Here is a 17,333-nt window from a genome sequence, read left to right as displayed (position 1 = left end):
TAAACCTGTAAAAAACGATTCTAAAAACACAAATGATGATTCCAATTTTCAAGCATAGGCTAAGGTGAAAAGCTTACATTTTATTTCTACCCGATCACGGCAGATTCTTTTACCTCTGTTTTCTGTCTCCATTTTATTAAAAATAAATCTTACGAAAAGACTTGATCATGGAAGTCAGGACATTTTCTGCCCATAATAAACCTTGTTATATTATTATCACATGTCTTCAAAATAGCTTAAACAGGTATGAAAACCATTATATCTTACAGACCCTCGCCTTTGCTTAGTGTCCTATACGCGCTTGGGATTTTCCTTAGCCTTTCCCTGTTTACTGTCTTATGGTATATTAATTTCTCTTACTCTACAAAAATAGAGCATATGGCAATATATGCCCTTTTTGCCACCTGTATTTTTTTTGGGTATCTGTTTTTCAAGCATCTAAAAAAACCGGTATTCCACCTGGCAGGGAACGAAATAAATACTGGTCATGAAATAATTTCTTTATCTAGCATAGAAGATGTATTTCTTTTTCCATCAGGAAAAAAATTTGAAAGAGGACACAACAACCTGGCTTTTCGAACCAAAGAAGACCGTTGGTACACCATTTCATCTGATTATTCCGGAAACACAGATTATTTTTTGGAAAATTATTTATATTACAGAGCTCCCTTTTTATTAGAGCAACTGGAACAGAAAAAAGTTATTACTTTTTATTATCTGGTCAGGAGGGATAAGAAACAACCTGCCCATATCCCTAATCTTTTAATAAAAGATCTTACGGCCAATGTCATCACTATGAGCTCAAAAAATATTGAGATCGATTGTCATTCCTATGCTTATGAAGATTTAAGACCTCTGTACCGCAATAGAGAATATTTTGAAATAAAAACTGTAAAAGGTGAGGTAATTTTAAAGTTCAGATACGGACATCTCTTGAGTTTTGATGTTTTTATGGAAGTTTATAACGAAAAAGTTCTCAGATCATAAATAAATTTACGATGCCTGCAGCCTCTGAGTCCCAAATTACATTTATTCTTGATTCACAGAAAAAAGGAATGAAATTCATCATGCTGGAATGCCCTTCATGCTATCAAGATTTCTCTTTGAATCCACAAACCATGGATGCTCCAGACGCTATAAGAAAAACAGCCGAAGATGGATTAAGATGTCCATGCAGTTCCTGTTATGGGTTGATATCTCATGTGTCCGGTCAGAAAGAATTCTGGGGCTGTGGAGAATGCGGAACCGTGTGGTCTAGCCAATCAGATTTATTTGAATCAATCACAGGTATTATAAAAAAACACCCTTACCGTGCTGATGTTTACACGAAAAAAGGAAATCATTATATACCTGTTGCGCTGAAGAATGAACCGAAAAATTATGAAGAAAACGTTGCCGGAGAATGAATTTATCATCATTGATAACAATCTGTAATTGAAAAAATAGTTAATTATTTTCGTGAACCCCATTCTTTAATCAGAGCCCATAAAAACAATTTAACTTATAAAAGATACCTGAATACTGAGCACAATTTCTTTGAAGTGGAAAACGGAGAGATCAATCATGATAAACCTCACTGGACGGAAGCCATGAACCGATTTATCCAATGAACAGTTCAATAATTTCTATTCATTATTTTTTTGAATTGATCTTTGGTAAAATATAGTCCGGTACTTTAAAAACAGTATTAATTACTAAAATCAGACACAGAACATTAATCCCCACAGCTATTGAAAAAGCAAAATAATACCGTTCTGCTAAAGGTTTGTCTCCAAGAAAATAATAAAAAATACTTCCTACAGCAACAATCCCAATAATGGCGGCAACCTGCTGGAGGGTATTGTAGACCCCGGAGGCATTTCCTATGAGCTTTTCGGACATTCCGGATAACGCAATATTAGCTAAGGAAGGAATGACAGAGCCCACTCCTACTCCATGTAAAAATAAAAGAACACAGAACAGGTAAAAATCAGTCTGCATTCTGAAAAAATACAGTTGAAGGATAAGCACCATAATGATCAGAATAAGCCCTGATATTAAAGCATTTTTTCCATATCTTAAAACCAGTTTCACAGAGAAAACCGAGGCTGTTATAAAACCCAGACCCTGAAAAACAATGATAACTCCTGCCTGTAACGGATTTATCTTCAAGCCATCCTGAAAAAATATCGACAGAATATAAAAATAGGAATCCAGCATAATGAAAAATAAAGAAACAGCCACAATCCCCAAATTGAAATTCTTATATTGGAAAAGTTCAAAATCAATCAAATAAGATTTTGAACTTTTCAGCCTGTTTTTCTGGCTCTTCATAAAATAGAATAATATGCAGCCAGAAATAATGATCAGCAATACATTCTGAACATTCAGTCCTTCCTGCTCAGAAGCGGTAAGAGCATATGTAATACAGAATAATCCTGCAGAAAGGATCAGTACTCCTCCAATATCAAAAGATGGCTTTTCATTTATTTTGGATTCTTCCAGTTGGCTTGTACTGAAAAAAGCAGCCATAATGCAGACCGGAATATTGATCAGAAAAATCAGTCTCCACGGCTCGTCCATCTCTGTAAGAGAAGAAAAATAACCTCCTAGAAACTGTCCAAGAATAGTTCCTATCCCAATGGTGATCCCATACCATCCCATTGCCTTAGTACGATCTTTATGCTCTGAAAATAATATCTGTATCATAGAAAGTACCTGGGGAGCCATCACCGCCGCGCTGATTCCCTGTATAAATCTTGAAATCATAAGCTGAACAGCTCCGGATGAAATTCCACAGGCTATAGAGCTTAGCATAAAAAATAATAATCCTGTAATAAACATCTTTTTCCGCCCGTATAAGTCTCCCAGCCTGCCTCCTGTAATCAGAAAAGAAGCAAAACCGATAAGATAAGCCGCTATTATAAACTGCATTTCTCCATTGGAAGCATTGAGATCCCGCTGTATGGAAGGAATGGATACATTAATGATGAAAATATCCATAATAGTAAGCAACTGTCCAAACAGTATAATAATTAATTTCAGATAATTAGGTTTCATTTTTATATAGATATATCTATTTTTTACTGTTTAAAAAAATTAAGGAATTAATCCCTTAATCATTTTCTTAATTTGATCAAAAGAATCATTTTCTTTGTTAATGGTAGAGGTTACTACTGCCCCTTCTATAAGCAGGAAAATAGTATCTGCTATAAGATCAGAATCCATAGATTCTTCTTTTATATTCGACTGTTTCACTAAGGTTCTGATCAGATCCTTTTGTTTCTCCTTATGTTTCTTAACAAAGTCAGAGATCACCGGATTTCCATCTCCTATTTCGGAAATAATCTTGATAAATTGACATCCTGCAAAATGAGCAGAATGCTGTAATTTTTTTCTGTAGTCAATAAGGGCTGATAATTTATCTTTTGGATCTGAAATTTTGGCAACTCTATTTTCAAAGCCTTCAAACCAGTTCAATTCTTCTCTGATAAGATAAGCCTGAAGAAGATCATTCTTTGAAGAAAAGTGATTGTACAATGAACCAATTGCAATATCAGCTTCTGCAATAATCTGATTAATCCCCGTAGAATTATAGCCCTGTCTGTAGAATAAGTCAGACGCCACTCTGAGAATCCTGTCCTGCACTTTCTCTTTTTTCATCCTGAAAATTTTTTACAAAGCTACATAAAAAAAATAGATAAGTCTATCTATTTTTAAATGATAAAGAAAATCTTTATTTAAGATTAATAAAACTGTCTGTTTTACTGCAAACTATGACTCAGGGAAATGCTGTCATTTACAATACTCTATTTTAAGATTTTTTTTAATTAAAAAGACTCCCAGAAAAAATTATGAAAACAGCATTTAAAGTCTTAAAATTGATTACTTTTTATAGTTTTTACAATTAAGTAACGGATTATATTATTAAAAAAGAAACAATTTCACCATTACCATTCAATACATATTATTTTTTAGATAAACTTACTGCATATTTCGTATCTTTAATAAAAATTATTTGGTAAATAGCTATGGCAGAAGAACTTTATTTCATAAAAACCAATCCTAATATTGCCAAAATTAATTTGTACAATAAGATCTGCCGTGAGGAAGAAAGTGTATTGAAATTCTTAAAACCTGATGCAAAATCCAATCTTGAAATTATTAAAGATAAAATAAAGGATTCTGTAGAAAATCTCAGCCGGGAAGAATTTCTGCAAATTTTTTCATGGTTCAGTACAGCCTATTCTTCAGATCATGAAGAAATAAAGACACAGCTCTTCATCAATGGTATCGATATTTTTTATGAAATTCCCGCTACGGATGGTTCGGAAAAATTCCAGCAGATCCTTGCCAGCTATGAAAAACTCATAAAGCAGGATATGAACTATATCGTGGATGCTCAAATTTTCAATCAATTTATTGTCTACGGAATATTTCTTACTGAGATCTTCAAAAAGGAAAAAGGCTGTGAAAATATACTATGCGACTATCTGAAACCAGATAACCACTCCTTATATTTAATGGCTGAAAGCCAATTCAGTTTACTGGATTTTGATGAAAAAATCATTCCAGATCTTCAACGTTATTTTGCAGATCTATATGATTTAACCAAATTTTACAAAGGTTCTATTATCAAGCTTGAGTATCAGTAAGGAGATTTCTAACTCTCTTTTAAAATTTCAGGCCTTTCCATCAGGTATTGCAGTGCCTCTTTTACAGCCTGCTCAGGACTTTTAGGATTGAATCCCAATTCATTTCTTGATTTGGATATATCAAAATCCTGCTGTAATCCGGAAAACATGGAAATATCTTTTCTGGTAAGCACCGGTGCTTTTCCACTCATTCTTGCTGTAAACTCCATGATAGCAGCAATTGTAAACAAAATTCCTTTGGGAACAGAACGGGGAATCTCCAGTTTCAGTTCCGGATAAAGGGTATTGGCAAGAATGGTGGTATCTGTAATCGTCATACACTTTTCATTGGCAAGAATATAACGTTCTCCCGGACGTCCTTTTTCAGCGGCAAGGTAACATCCTTCGGCAACATCTTTCACATCTACCCAGTTCAGGGTAATCCTTGTATCAACCGGAATTTTCTTATTTAAAATAAGCTTTAATACACCGTAAGAAACATTTAAAGGTAAAAATGCTTCACTTCCAATCATTGCAGAGGGCATCACAGAAACCAGTTCAATTCCAAGTTTTGCAGCCAGTTCAAAGGCAATTTTTTCCCCATCATTCTTAGAATTATAATACATATCCCTCCGGTCCGGATTATATCCATTGCTTTCTTTAGTCGGGAGCTGAGTATAATCCAGGGCTGCAATAGAACTTACGTAAACAATTTTCTTTACTCCGGCTTCTGCGGCAGCTTCAATGGTATTACGCGTACCGTTGATATTCACATCATAGATCTCTTTTTTAGGATCTTTGGCCCATAGTTTAAATGAAGCACCTACAGCATAAAATGTTTCTACCCCCTGCAGAGCTTTTACAAAAGAAGCTTTATCTGTAATATCTGCCTGCACCAGCTCACAATCCAGTCCTTCAAAAGGTTTTATGTTGCCGGTATTTCTCACTGCAGCACGTACCGGAAGTCCCTTTTTTAATAAAAATCTCACTAAATTATTTCCCAGATGCCCGTTAGCCCCTGAAACGAGACTCCAATTATTCTTTGTCATTGTATTGATTTTACTACGACAAAGTTCTATTTCCTGTCTCCGGAATCACTTGACTTTTGTTAGTTAATTATTTTTCTTCTGATTCTGCTCAGACTCTCGGGTTTCATTCCCAGAAAGGAAGCGATATACTGAATGGGAACATTCTGAATAATCTCAGGAAAATCTTTCATAAGCTTCAGGTAGCGCTGTTCTGCATTCAAACCCGATAGTTCTCTGGAACGGTTTTCATTATAGGTAATAGACTGCTGGAAAACAGAAATACTGAAGTCCTTCATCGTCTGACTTTCATTCACCAGATGATCCAAATTTTCTTTGGAAATCCTCAAAAGTTCACAATCTGTAATACTTGCCACATTATTTTCTGAGACCATACTGTTGATAAAATCAGAATATGATGTAAAAAATCCCGGCGGGCAGTTGATATGGGTGGTTATCTCATTCCCATTCTCGTCCGTATAAAAGAGTCTGAGATATCCGGAAACAATATAATAAAGATAACCAGGAACTCTTCCGGCTTCTTCTATTATCTCATTTTTCGAAAATATAATGGGTTCGAAATACAGCTTTACAGCCTCAAGTTCTCTTTGTGAAAAATCATGGTCTGAACAGAGGTATTGTAAAAGCTTGTCGTGCATAGAAATGGATATTTTTGAGTATGATACAAAAATACCAAAAGAAAATTTCAGTATTGATTAATATTTTTAAAAGATTTTCACAAGCTGATGTAATAGGTTCATTTAAATAGTTGTCTTATATAAAAACAAAGTATGAATCGAAAGATTATCTACCTTTTAGGCCTTTTTTCTTCATCATTCATTTTTGCACAAAGTGTAGAAGGAACAGTTATGGATAAAGATAATAAGCCAGTATCTGAAACTGAGGTCCTGATTACGAAAAATGAGAAAAAATTTTCTACCATCACCGATGAAAAAGGATTATTTAAAATTCTTTTGCAGGAAAACGGAGATTATTTGCTTGAGATTATAAAAGACGGGGTAAAAACCAACAGTGAAAAAATTACAGTAAACGGTAATGCCAAAAAAGATATTCAGATAAAAGAAGCTCCAGCTGCGGAGCAGAAAATAGAAGGAGTAACCGTTACTGCAAAGAAAAAATTATTCGAGAGAAAAGTAGACCGCCTGGTCTTCAATGTCGAGAATTCTGTAGCCTCTCAGGGAATTGATGCTATAGAAGCTCTTGCCAAAACGCCGATGGTAAAAACCAGTGATGATGCGATAAGTATTGCCGGTAAAAGTAACGTAGCTGTAATGATTAATGACAGACTACTGAACCTGAACGGGCAGGAACTTATCAACTATCTGAAGACCCTCCGTTCTGACGATATTCTTAAAATTGAGGTGATCACCACTCCTCCTGCAAAATATGACGCGGAAGGAAAAAGCGGGCTCATCAATATTATTCTTAAGAAAAATGCCAATTTGGGTTGGAACGGATCTCTTCAGACCTCCGGAAATTATTTTTGGGGAAGACCTACTGTTTCTTCAAGAAGTGGAGCAACATTTAACTATCAGGGAGATAAATTATCTCTAAGTACCAATTTGTCTATAGGGGATAATTACTGGTACTATACCAATAAGAATTATCTGACAGGTACCACCAGCAATAATTACTGGAACAGAGATACTCAAATTCTTAATAATTATAAATATAAAAGTGGAAATATAAAGGCCGAATACAAGATCAATGATAAAAATCTTGCTGGAATTAATTATAATTACTCCCACAGTAATCCTTTGGAAAAAGGAGAGAGTACATCAAAAAGATTCAATGATGAAGGACTGTTGGATATTATGTCTGATTACAGGAACAGAAACAGCAGGGATGTTCATAATGCAACGGCTTTTTATGAAACAAAACTAGACAGCGCGGGTGGTAAACTGAACCTTACTGCCAATATGATGATTAATAACTCCAATGCCAGGAATTTCTCCAATACCACTACTACGGGAACAACTTCTACAATGGCTAATCCTATCAGTAAATACAGAATCTACTCGGGGCAGGCTGATATGGAAAAAACTTTTGCTAAGATTAAAACTGAAGGCGGGCTAAAGTATACTAAGATTAAAAATGATTCTGAATTTAATTTTTTTGATATAAAAAACGGAGATTACGAACTTAATCAAGGGAAAACAAATACCTTCTTTTATAATGAAGAAAATTATGCAGCCTATATTTCTACTAATTTTAAAATCAGTGAAAAGTGGGATGCAAAAGCCGGGCTTCGCTATGAATATACTACACTGGAAGGAATTTCAATGAATGACAACAATTCAGCAAAGATTAAATATGGAAAATTCTTCCCTACCGCCTATATAAGCTATAAACCTAATGAGAATAATGCCTTCTCGCTCAACTATTCGCGCAGAATTTCACGTCCTTATTTCGGAAATCTGAATCCATTCAAATATTTTACCTCCGATTATGAATACAGTACAGGAAATCCTTATCTCCTTCCTTCATTTTCTGACAATTTTGAATTTGGTTATGTCTTAAAAAATAATCTCAATATCACTTTATATTATAATTACAATAAAGACAACTGGGACAGGATTCAAATGGTAGACGGAAATTACAGATATACGGTTGCTAAGAATTTTTATAATGAAGATCAGGCCGGAATCAATATCAGCTACAATTACAACAAACTGAAATGGCTGGAGTCCACTATTTTTGTCAATGGATATTATGCCAAGTCAAAATCTTATGATCCTCTGATTCTTCCAGCTCCGGCAGGGTACAGTGCCAATATTAATATCGACAACAATTTCTTCCTTAATAAAGAAAAAACGGTAACCCTGATGCTTGGATTATGGGGCAGTCTTCCAAACAGAAACGGAAATACCTATTATTATACCAATGCTTCACTGTATACAGGAGTGAAACTCGCTTTCATGGATAAAAAACTTCTCGTGAATCTCTATTTAAATGATATTTTAAATACCAACCGCGAAAAAGGGATTGAATACTACCCTACTTACAATATCGATTATCAGTATAAAGGAATTACCCGAAATGTAAATCTTTCTCTTACTTATAAATTTGGGAATAATAATGTGAAAGGAGCTACCAAGCAAGTGAAATTTGAAGAATCCAACAGAGCAGGTGGCGGCAGCTAGACCTTCATGTACATGGATTATGATTGAATCAGGATAAAAACTATAACGCCGGCCGGCAGTCTCCGATTACGATGTGGAGCTGCCGGCTTTTTTATTTTTCTGCCTGAAACCTCCTAACCTGAAAAATATAATAAATGAGTCCTCCAGCCAGATAAGCCAGTACATCCCAAACATCTCCTGTAAACTTTTCAGAAAGCTTTGGGCAAAGTACTTCAAATAAAAAAGACAGGTAGAGAACTGAGGTGAGTACAAATTTCAAATCAGGCTTCCAATGACAGCCTGGTAAGGAATTCATTATATATTCTATCAGACAGCAATACATAGGAATGGTAATAAAATCTGTAAAATGATCATTGATCACAGGTATATAAATGTCATTTCTTCTCAGGAGAATAATAAGTACCCACGAAGCTATTCCCGCCCAAAACCAGTATGGAATTTTCTTCTTCATTACATATGCAGCACTGCCATAATAATACCCAAAATCACCTGTAGAACTTTCACGACAATCTCCTGAAAGTCTGTATTATCAGATGTTCCCTTTTTTTCCGCCGATTCGTAATCAAACTTTTGTTTTCCTTCCATTATCATAAGATTTGATACTGCAAATATACATAATTAGAACAATTGTTCTAATTATAAAAAGATGATTTATTACCACTCTTATTCTTATCTTTGAAGGATGACCACAAAGGAAAAGATTTTGTCTAAAGCGCTGGAGCTATTTAATGAAAAGGGGTATAATAATGTCACCACAAGGAATATTGCTGCTGAACTGAAAATAAGTGCAGGGAATCTGCATTATCATTTCAGACATTCTGAGGACATTATCAAAATTCTTTTTTCAGAACTTACCCTGAAAATGGATGAACTCCTGAATCAAATGAAAGCGACGGAGAATAAAACTCTTCAAGACCTTTATCAGTTTACTTTTTCTACATCCAGTATATTTTATTCTTATCGTTTTATATTTGTCAATTTTGTTGATATATTAAACAAAATTCCCGAAATAAAGGCACAATATGAAGTGATTAATTTTAACAGAAAGGAAGAATTTCAACAGATATTTACCAACCTTCAAAAGAGTGCTGTTTTTCAGACTGAAGTACCAGATTTTATTGTAGACTGCCTCACTGAACAGATTTTCATCATTGCCGATAACTGGCTCAGCCACAATAAGCTCATTTTAAAACTGGATCAAAAAAAAGCAATACAGCATTATACTCTTCTTCAGATGAATCTCTTCTACCCTCTTCTCAACAAAGAACAACAAAAACTTTATGAGCAGCAGTACATCTAATAATCCGGAAATCATCATCAGAAAAGGAAATGAAAACGACCTGAAAGAGATGCAGCTATTGTTTACTCATACAATAGATGTTATCTGCAGGAAAGATTATGATGATATGCAGCGCAAAGCCTGGAGCTCAGGTACAGAAAATGAAGAAAGATGGCTGAGTGTCCTCAAAGATCAATATGTTTTAGTTGCCATTCTGAATGATCAGCTGGTTGGTTTCTGTACACTTGATCAGGGAAATTATATTGATTTACTATTTGTTCATCATAATCATCAACATGAGGGAATTGCATCCAGGCTGTATACTCATATCGAACAAAAAGCTTTGGAACAAAATGAGCTCTACCTTACAGCGGATGTCAGCAAAACGGCCCGTCCATTTTTTAAAAAAAAAGGATTTCAAATAATCAAAGAGCAGATTGTCTATGTAAAAGGGATCAGCCTCACCAACTATAAAATGACTAAAAAACTAACCTCATCATTATCTGAGTAATGGAGCCACAACCGCAATACAATGATTTCAGAATTTCAGTTCCTGCGGAATTTGAAAATGTATTCACTCATTTTTATTTTGCTGAAAATACATCTGACATTGCGGTTACCAAAACACTGCTTCCCACATATCAAACGATTCTGTTATTCTGTTTTGGAGAGAATGCCTCAATGTCTGCCCATGAAAAAACGACAATCTATGTTGATAAATCTATTGTTTTCGGGCCTGTAAGGCAAGCTTTTGAATATACCCTTCCTGCCAGAAGCTCTATTCTTGTGGCCAATTTCAAAGATGATTCCTTCTTCAGATTTTTTGGAAAAGTATCTGTCGAAAATCTGATAAAGCATCCCGATGAACTGTTGAATGATAACTGCTTTACTGATCTGTGGTATCGGCTTTCTGAAATAAATTCTACGGTTGAGCAGGTAAGTTATATTTTAGAATTTTGCAGACCTTATCTACAGTATCAGGACGCTACCAGTCATCTTTTAAGCAGCTTTGAAAATGATCTTTTAAGTCCTGTTAAGGTCATTGCAGAGCAAACCCATCAGACGGAACGAAATGTTCAACGAAAACAAAAAGAACAGTTTGGCTATTCTTTGAAAGAGCTTGCCCGGTATAAACGTTTTTTAAAAGCCATAAAAATCATTGAAGAAGAAACAAAACAGCAAAATAAGTTAAAATGGTTTACTGTTATCGATCAGTGCGGCTACTATGATCAAAGCCAGCTCATCCACGATTTTAAACATTTCATCAACCTTTCCCCTTCACAATATCTGAAATTTCAGCAGGAAATCTGCAATCCAAAGTCTGAATAATTCATTTCGTTTTCTTACAATTTCCGAATAGTTCAGAATTCTACATTTGTCTCATTAATTTTAATAAACAAAGCAATGAGACATTTAATTATCTACGCTCATCCCAATGAAAACAGTTTAAATCATAGTCTTTTAAATACTGTTGTTGAGAACCTTCAATCCCAAAGTCATGAAGTGGTGATCAGGGATTTGTATAAGATCGGTTTCGATCCCGTTCTCTCTTTAGCTGATATGCATGGACAGCGTATGGGAAAAGTATCTGAAGATGTACAACGGGAACAGGAACATATTTCCTGGGCAGAACAGATTACTTTTATCTATCCTATCTGGTGGACGGGGCTGCCTGCTATTATGAAAGGATTTATAGACCGCGTTTTCAGTTACGGCTTCGCTTACCGCTATGATCAGGGTATACAGAAAGGGCTTCTGAAAGGAAAAAAAACAGTTATTATCAATACCCATGGAAAATCTCATGAAGAGTATGAACGAATGGGAATGGACAAAGCTTTAACTTTAACTTCTGACCACGGGATTTTTATATATTCCGGATTGGAAATCATTCAACACTTATTTTTTGATAAAGCTGATAAAGCATCTTCTGAAAATTTAGAGATATGGAAAGACCGGATCAGAAATATATACGCAGAAGTGAGTCTTAATTCTTAATCATCAACAGGTATAACATCTGAAAAACAAACCGTTATCTCTTTTAGGTTTACAACTTATAAGTTGATTTTAAAAAAATAAATCAGTGTTTTTTACATCTTCATTTTATATTTTGCATTTAAAGGATTTATGGCATGGAATTAGCTTCAGGAATGGCAAGTAAAATTGTTTTGAACCTTTATTTTAAACCATTGAGATTCGTAAACGGTTAAGTTTTTTTAAAAAACAAATCTTGTTATAACCCAGCACTGCGTCTTAATGGTTTAAATATTGGAATACAGGAAATCCCTGTTATACTGGCAGTACAATGAAACATTTAAACAGCATATTGCGTCTTCCATTCTTCAGTGAATATTATACTCCGAGCTATCGTTCGGGAAGACTTTCTATATCTGTAAAACAATAAAATAATCTAACATATATATAGAGCCCGGACAGGTACTGTCCGGGCTTTTTCATTTAAAAATTTAAAAGCATGCTTCATACATTGAAAGAAAATACGGCTATCATCCTTCCTGAAAATGGATTGGAAGAAAAGCTAGCTCAAGCCGACAAAGAGAACAGAAAGTTATCTATCAAATTAGGATTTGATCCTACTGCTCCGGACCTTTACCTAGGCCATGCTGTAGTCCTTAAAAAGCTCAGACAGTTCCAGGATCTGGGGCATCAGATTATTATTGTGGTAGGCAGCTTTACCGCAAGAATTGGAGATCCCACAGGAAAAAACAAAGCGAGGAAACCATTGAGTGCTGAAGAGGTAAAACATAATGCACAGACTTACATCGATCAGCTTTCTAAAGTGATTGATATTGAAAAAACAAAGATCGTATTCAATTCTGACTGGCTGGACAGACTTGATTTTTCAGAAGTAATTCAATTGCTTTCTAAAGTGACAGTAGCCCAACTGATGCATCGTAATGACTTCAATAAAAGGTTTACAGAGAATACTCCTATTGCTGTGCATGAGCTGGTATACCCTATTCTTCAGGGTTTTGATTCTGTAAAAATCGAATGTGATATTGAGATGGGCGGTACAGACCAGCTTTTCAACTGTACGATGGGAAGGCAGCTTCAGGAGGTCCATCATCTTCCTGCCCAGATTGTGATGTGTATGCCCTTACTAAAAGGTCTAGACGGAAAGGAAAAGATGAGCAAATCATTAAACAACATCATCGGACTTACTGATAAGCCTAATGAAATGTTCGGAAAAACGATGTCGATTCCGGACAGTCTTATTGATGAATTTATTGATCTTGCCACAGATTTTTCGGCTGAAAGGAAAAAGAGTCTGAAAGCCAGAATGGAAAAGGGTGAAAATCCCATGAATATTAAAAAACTTATTGCCAAAAACATCATCAGCCAATATCACCATCATAAAGATGCTGAAAATGCTGAGCAGTTCTTTAATAACCAGTTTCAGAATAAAAATTTTGATAGTAAAACTTTTGAACCTGTGCCTATTCATTCATTGAAACTCCAACAAAACAGAACTACGGTTCTGGAGCTTTGTCATCACCTTAGAAATGACCTCAGCAAATCGGCTGTGAGAAGACTTATTGAAAGCGGAAGTGTTCAGATCGATACCATTAAAATAGTAGAGCCTGAGCAAATGATTGAAGTTGTGGAGGGAATCAAAATAAAGATGGGAAAACGAAAGTTTTTTAAGCTGGTATAAAAATTCACGATCAGAAAATTTCCAAGAAAAACAGAAAGCAAAGTGACTGGATCATTTACAATTCACTTTGCTATTCTTATTGAGATATTATAATTTTCAATATCTTCGTCTTTATTAAATACCACAACAATGACGCAGGCTGAAATTCTCAATCTGATTGATGAAGAATTGTTCATGAACAATATTAAAACCGAAATTACAGAGGAAAAAATTGTATGGACAGATAATTTTGGAGCAGAAAACTCAGTATCAGTTTATCAAACTGCTGTCAATTCTTACGGTATTTTAGCTTGGTGGCAGTATAATGAGGCAGGAAAAGAACAGGTCCATATCAGAATAAATGAAAGAACACTCCTTACTTGGAGACCTCCTATTAACAACCCTTACAGCAATGCGCGCCTGTATTTTTACGAGCATTATCTGATCATTAAATATCAGGATAAGCACAGAGAAAGATTATTTATATTTAATATTCAAACCCTGAACTGCGAGGAAATCATTCTTAAAAATCTCACAACCCAAATACAAATAGTGGGTAATGAACTTCTGTTAAGAGGCTTCTACAGTGATGAAGAATTTATAAAAATCACCCTGTATCCGGATCATTTTGAAAAAGAAATTGTTGATGAAGCCTACATCAACCAGAAAAATATTACATTGAGCTAAAGCAGTCATAAAGAATTACAACAGGGAAATGGGAAGACATACTTCAATTTATATGTTTAATAAGGAAAAAGCATCTTCTTTCCTTTATGAGGATCTTCAACATAAAACCTTTCATACAAAAACATTCAAGGCATTTTTGGATGAGAGAAAAAAAGAAATAGGAACCTATGATGTTATCTTTGAAAAAGTGTTAGAAAAAGTCAAAAATGATATTAATACCATAACGGCTGATGAACTGTTTGAGATTGTTCTTTTTCTCATTGAGGAGGTGTATTCGGAATTGAAAGGAAGAGATTATTCTATAAGAGAAAAATATCTTGAAGAATTGTATGACCGTTACGGGCTCATCCTTTTGTATGAACTTCCTACCTCAACGGTTTGTACCAGCTATATGTTTCAATATGGAAATTATACTCATTATTTCCCTATTTATGAATTGGAAAATTACAAATCAGGACAAAGTGACGGCGGTGTTAATATAGATTCAACAGATTTTTTACAATTTAATGATTATATGATTCTACTGATGAAAATGATCTTAGATAAAAAAATGGACGGTTATGATTATGAGTTTACAGAAAGTGAAGAGGATGTCATCCGGCATGTAACGGCTGATTATCAAAATAAACTCATCCTATTTAAAGAAATTGAAAATGAGTGTGATTTCATAAAAGACTGTTCCGTTGATGAAAAAGGTCCTTATGCACAGACGATCTATTATGCTTATTCGTTTTTTAAACAAGCCATTGAAATGAAGATGAGAATTAATGTTGAAAAAAATCCCAGAATCGTTATCTTAGATTCTTATTAATTTTTTTTCAGAATGACTGATCATCTGGCCTGAAATTGGAATTCAAGAAAATATGAATACTTCACTTACCTACAGACAAGCAACCGAAAGAGACCTTGATTTCCTTTTTGATCTGAGAACGAAAACCATGGTTCCTCATTATGAAGTATCAGGGCTTTCTACCGACAGGGAAACAACGATGCAAAGAATTCTCTATCAGTTTGAAAAAGCCAACATTATTCTTTTAGACAATCAACCCATCGGGCTTCTAAAGGTAGACAGAACATTTACCAATATTGATATCCTGCAGCTTCAGATTGATCCTGCTCAACAGGGCAAAGGACTTGGAAAAAAGATTTTGACTGATATCCTGGATGAAGCTTCGTTAGCAGGAAAAACAGTATCATTAAGTGTCTTAAAAACCAATAAAGCCCAGCATCTCTATACTAGTTTAGGATTCAAAATTGTAGATGAAGATCAGAATTCTTATTTTATGGAAACTGAAAAGCAATAGAATTGACGATGATTTAAGTTTTGGCTAAAGCCGTTGAATGTGTATTTAATTGAAAACGGGCTAAAGCCCGTTCCTATTGATCTATTTAATAATTGTTTACTGATTCGCCATGGTAACATAGATAAGCCTTCCTCCTTCTTCACTGGAGAGTAATATTTTTTTCCCATCCGTTAGCTCTACCATAGACCCCGGAGGGATTTCCTTTTGTTCTGTAATATCCTTCATCCCTCTTAAAGCCTGATTCACCAATACCCATTTCCCCTGATGAAAAGTGAAATATCCTACAGGCATTTTATCCTGCATCGTAAGATTCTCATTACGGATGACTTTTCTGGAAACATGCCATTTGAATAAGTACTGATTATGGTAAACCATCAGTCTGTGATTTTCCGGTTTCCATACTTCATCATCAAATTTAAAATAGAGATCTAAAACAGGTAATGTACCCTGATGAGGTGTCCCGCAGAAAGGGCAGTGCGGATTACTGGTATTGTCAAAGACGTACCATTTTTCTGTACACCCGGTATTGTGACAGGGCTGTATAAGATCTACCGTTTTCAGGAGAGCTGCTTCCCACTCATTGGCTGTGGGGCGCCTGATAGGATCATGCAGACCTTCAATAAAAGCTTTCCTGAACAGTTCGGAAAGATAAGGCCCCGTTACGGTATAAGAAATCTTCTGAGGATCTCCCCAAAAAGCATCCCATTTCCTGAGATGATCCGCTTTTACATGATTGGAAGGATCTTCAGGATGTTCTATAAACACTGCGTTTTCACCCATTGACAATATTTCATCTTTTTCGGAATCGAGATCCCATATCTTTCCTCCCCGTAAAGGATGCCTTCTCAGAAGATACATATAGATGAGAACTGCAAGAGCGTGTAAATCTGTTTTCTGGTTGGGAAGGTGCCTTTCGGGATTCTGAAGACTTAAATGCTGAGTTTTTAAAACTTCAGGAGCGATAAAGTCAGCAGTTCCGATCACTTCCGGAGGGAATAATTTAGGAACCACTAATCCATCAATATCAATAATACAGGCAGATTTGGTAACGGGATCCACCAGAATATTATTGTAGGAAAGATCCGAATGGGCAAGTCCCATCTGATGCAGTTTCTTCACTCCACGGCTGATATTAATGGCAATTTGAAAATAACTCAGCCAGTCCCCCAATTCCGATTGATCCAGCCTTAAGGGATATTGCGGATTTCTGAACATAGGAGCCGTAAACCATTTACCCACTTTATCCTGTCCCTGAATATTATCTGAACCAATGTAGCCTTTGCTGAAGAAAAACTTCTTATGATACACAGGTACTACAATTCCCGTCAGTTTTCCTTTTTCAACAATATCATAAGGCCATCTGAATATTTCATTCAAAAAGTATTCTGAAGCGCTTCCGTTCTGTATATTCTGAAGATATGTGGAAACAATTCTCATAATCCTTTCTTTCTGCCCTTCATCTAATGGATTTCGGTAAAAAGCCACCACATAGTCTCTATCGGGAGAAAAATAAACATCTTTCACCCCACCCCGGATAGGGCTTTCATCTACATATTCATAATATTTGGCTGTATCCAGAACAGAAACAACCTTAATGGTCTTTTTCATGGGT

Annotated in this window: 19 protein-coding genes; 12 read left to right on the top strand and 7 right to left on the bottom strand. The window is 35.3% G+C overall.

All coding sequences use genetic code 11. The features are described 5' to 3' along the window. Positions 1-246 precede the first annotated feature (246 nt). The gene (locus AC27VX_RS16320) at positions 247-987 is read left to right on the top strand and encodes a hypothetical protein (RefSeq protein WP_236855813.1); all 741 of its coding nucleotides are present in this window, start codon (positions 247-249) and stop codon (positions 985-987) included. Between the two features lie 11 nt (positions 988-998). Next, entirely contained in the window at positions 999-1,406 is a 408-nt protein-coding gene (locus AC27VX_RS16315) for a hypothetical protein (RefSeq protein WP_236855814.1), read from the top strand. 226 nt (positions 1,407-1,632) lie between these two features. Here AC27VX_RS16315 and AC27VX_RS16310 read toward each other — a convergent pair whose 3' ends face one another. Both AC27VX_RS16310 and AC27VX_RS16305 read right to left on the bottom strand, forming a co-directional pair. Further along, positions 1,633-3,039, bottom strand: coding sequence for an MFS transporter (locus AC27VX_RS16310; RefSeq protein ID WP_236855815.1), 1,407 nt, complete (start codon positions 3,037-3,039; stop codon positions 1,633-1,635). 39 nt (positions 3,040-3,078) lie between these two features. Further along, positions 3,079-3,642 (bottom strand): TetR/AcrR family transcriptional regulator, encoded by a 564-nt coding sequence (locus AC27VX_RS16305; RefSeq protein ID WP_236855816.1) that lies wholly within the window; start codon positions 3,640-3,642, stop codon positions 3,079-3,081. 368 nt (positions 3,643-4,010) lie between these two features. Here AC27VX_RS16305 and AC27VX_RS16300 point away from each other — a divergent pair, with 368 nt between their 5' ends. Then, entirely contained in the window at positions 4,011-4,634 is a 624-nt protein-coding gene (locus AC27VX_RS16300) for a hypothetical protein (protein ID WP_236855817.1), read from the top strand. Between the two features lie 8 nt (positions 4,635-4,642). Here the strand turns inward: AC27VX_RS16300 and AC27VX_RS16295 are convergent, their stop codons facing one another. Next, positions 4,643-5,662: an NAD-dependent epimerase/dehydratase family protein gene (locus tag AC27VX_RS16295; RefSeq protein ID WP_488696684.1), complete on the bottom strand. Its 1,020-nt coding sequence runs from the start codon at positions 5,660-5,662 to the stop codon at positions 4,643-4,645. A 59-nt stretch (positions 5,663-5,721) separates the two neighbouring features. Continuing rightward, a complete protein-coding gene (locus AC27VX_RS16290; protein ID WP_488696682.1) occupies positions 5,722-6,297 on the bottom strand; it encodes a Crp/Fnr family transcriptional regulator in 576 nt (191 codons plus the stop codon). Between the two features lie 132 nt (positions 6,298-6,429). On the opposite strand from AC27VX_RS16290, the gene AC27VX_RS16285 reads away from it, so the two are divergent. Beyond that, positions 6,430-8,802 carry a TonB-dependent receptor domain-containing protein gene (locus tag AC27VX_RS16285; protein WP_488696680.1) on the top strand — a complete coding sequence of 791 codons (2,373 nt, stop codon included), beginning with the start codon at positions 6,430-6,432 and terminating at the stop codon, positions 8,800-8,802. A 91-nt stretch (positions 8,803-8,893) separates the two neighbouring features. Here AC27VX_RS16285 and AC27VX_RS16280 read toward each other — a convergent pair whose 3' ends face one another. Together AC27VX_RS16280 and AC27VX_RS16275 are read right to left on the bottom strand one after the other, a co-directional pair. Next, positions 8,894-9,253, bottom strand: coding sequence for a hypothetical protein (locus tag AC27VX_RS16280; RefSeq protein WP_488696678.1), 360 nt, complete (start codon positions 9,251-9,253; stop codon positions 8,894-8,896). Further along, a complete protein-coding gene (locus tag AC27VX_RS16275) occupies positions 9,253-9,387 on the bottom strand; it encodes a hypothetical protein (protein ID WP_262912485.1) in 135 nt (44 codons plus the stop codon). The genes AC27VX_RS16280 and AC27VX_RS16275 overlap by 1 nt, the downstream gene beginning before the upstream one ends. 97 nt (positions 9,388-9,484) lie before the next feature. On the opposite strand from AC27VX_RS16275, the gene AC27VX_RS16270 reads away from it, so the two are divergent. The 8 genes from AC27VX_RS16270 to AC27VX_RS16235 all read left to right on the top strand — a co-directional run bounded on the left by AC27VX_RS16270 (position 9,485) and on the right by AC27VX_RS16235 (position 15,721). Then, complete coding sequence (locus AC27VX_RS16270; RefSeq protein WP_236855823.1) at positions 9,485-10,102, top strand: TetR/AcrR family transcriptional regulator; 618 nt, start codon at positions 9,485-9,487, stop codon at positions 10,100-10,102. Next, a complete protein-coding gene (locus AC27VX_RS16265; protein WP_236855825.1) occupies positions 10,083-10,592 on the top strand; it encodes a GNAT family N-acetyltransferase in 510 nt (169 codons plus the stop codon). Before AC27VX_RS16270 ends, AC27VX_RS16265 begins: the two co-directional genes overlap by 20 nt. Beyond that, the gene (locus AC27VX_RS16260) at positions 10,592-11,410 is read left to right on the top strand and encodes a helix-turn-helix domain-containing protein (protein WP_488696675.1); all 819 of its coding nucleotides are present in this window, start codon (positions 10,592-10,594) and stop codon (positions 11,408-11,410) included. Before AC27VX_RS16265 ends, AC27VX_RS16260 begins: the two co-directional genes overlap by 1 nt. A gap of 75 nt (positions 11,411-11,485) precedes the next feature. Next, a complete protein-coding gene (locus AC27VX_RS16255) occupies positions 11,486-12,076 on the top strand; it encodes an NAD(P)H-dependent oxidoreductase (protein ID WP_300686284.1) in 591 nt (196 codons plus the stop codon). Between the two features lie 475 nt (positions 12,077-12,551). Continuing rightward, positions 12,552-13,751, top strand: coding sequence for a tyrosine--tRNA ligase (gene tyrS / locus AC27VX_RS16250; protein WP_488696673.1), 1,200 nt, complete (start codon positions 12,552-12,554; stop codon positions 13,749-13,751). A gap of 129 nt (positions 13,752-13,880) precedes the next feature. Continuing rightward, the gene (locus AC27VX_RS16245; protein ID WP_488696671.1) at positions 13,881-14,417 is read left to right on the top strand and encodes a hypothetical protein; all 537 of its coding nucleotides are present in this window, start codon (positions 13,881-13,883) and stop codon (positions 14,415-14,417) included. Between the two features lie 28 nt (positions 14,418-14,445). Then, positions 14,446-15,228 carry a hypothetical protein gene (locus tag AC27VX_RS16240; protein ID WP_488696670.1) on the top strand — a complete coding sequence of 261 codons (783 nt, stop codon included), beginning with the start codon at positions 14,446-14,448 and terminating at the stop codon, positions 15,226-15,228. A 52-nt stretch (positions 15,229-15,280) separates the two neighbouring features. Next, positions 15,281-15,721 (top strand): GNAT family N-acetyltransferase, encoded by a 441-nt coding sequence (locus tag AC27VX_RS16235; protein ID WP_488696668.1) that lies wholly within the window; start codon positions 15,281-15,283, stop codon positions 15,719-15,721. A gap of 96 nt (positions 15,722-15,817) precedes the next feature. Here AC27VX_RS16235 and AC27VX_RS16230 read toward each other — a convergent pair whose 3' ends face one another. Further along, the gene (locus tag AC27VX_RS16230) at positions 15,818-17,329 is read right to left on the bottom strand and encodes a helix-hairpin-helix domain-containing protein (protein WP_488696666.1); all 1,512 of its coding nucleotides are present in this window, start codon (positions 17,327-17,329) and stop codon (positions 15,818-15,820) included. Between the last annotated feature and the right edge of the window lie 4 nt (positions 17,330-17,333).

Source organism: Chryseobacterium sp. 14P4.3.2, from assembly GCF_057799275.1.
The sequence above is the reverse complement of the archived record's forward strand: the minus strand, read 5'-3'. Positions and strand labels throughout refer to the sequence as shown.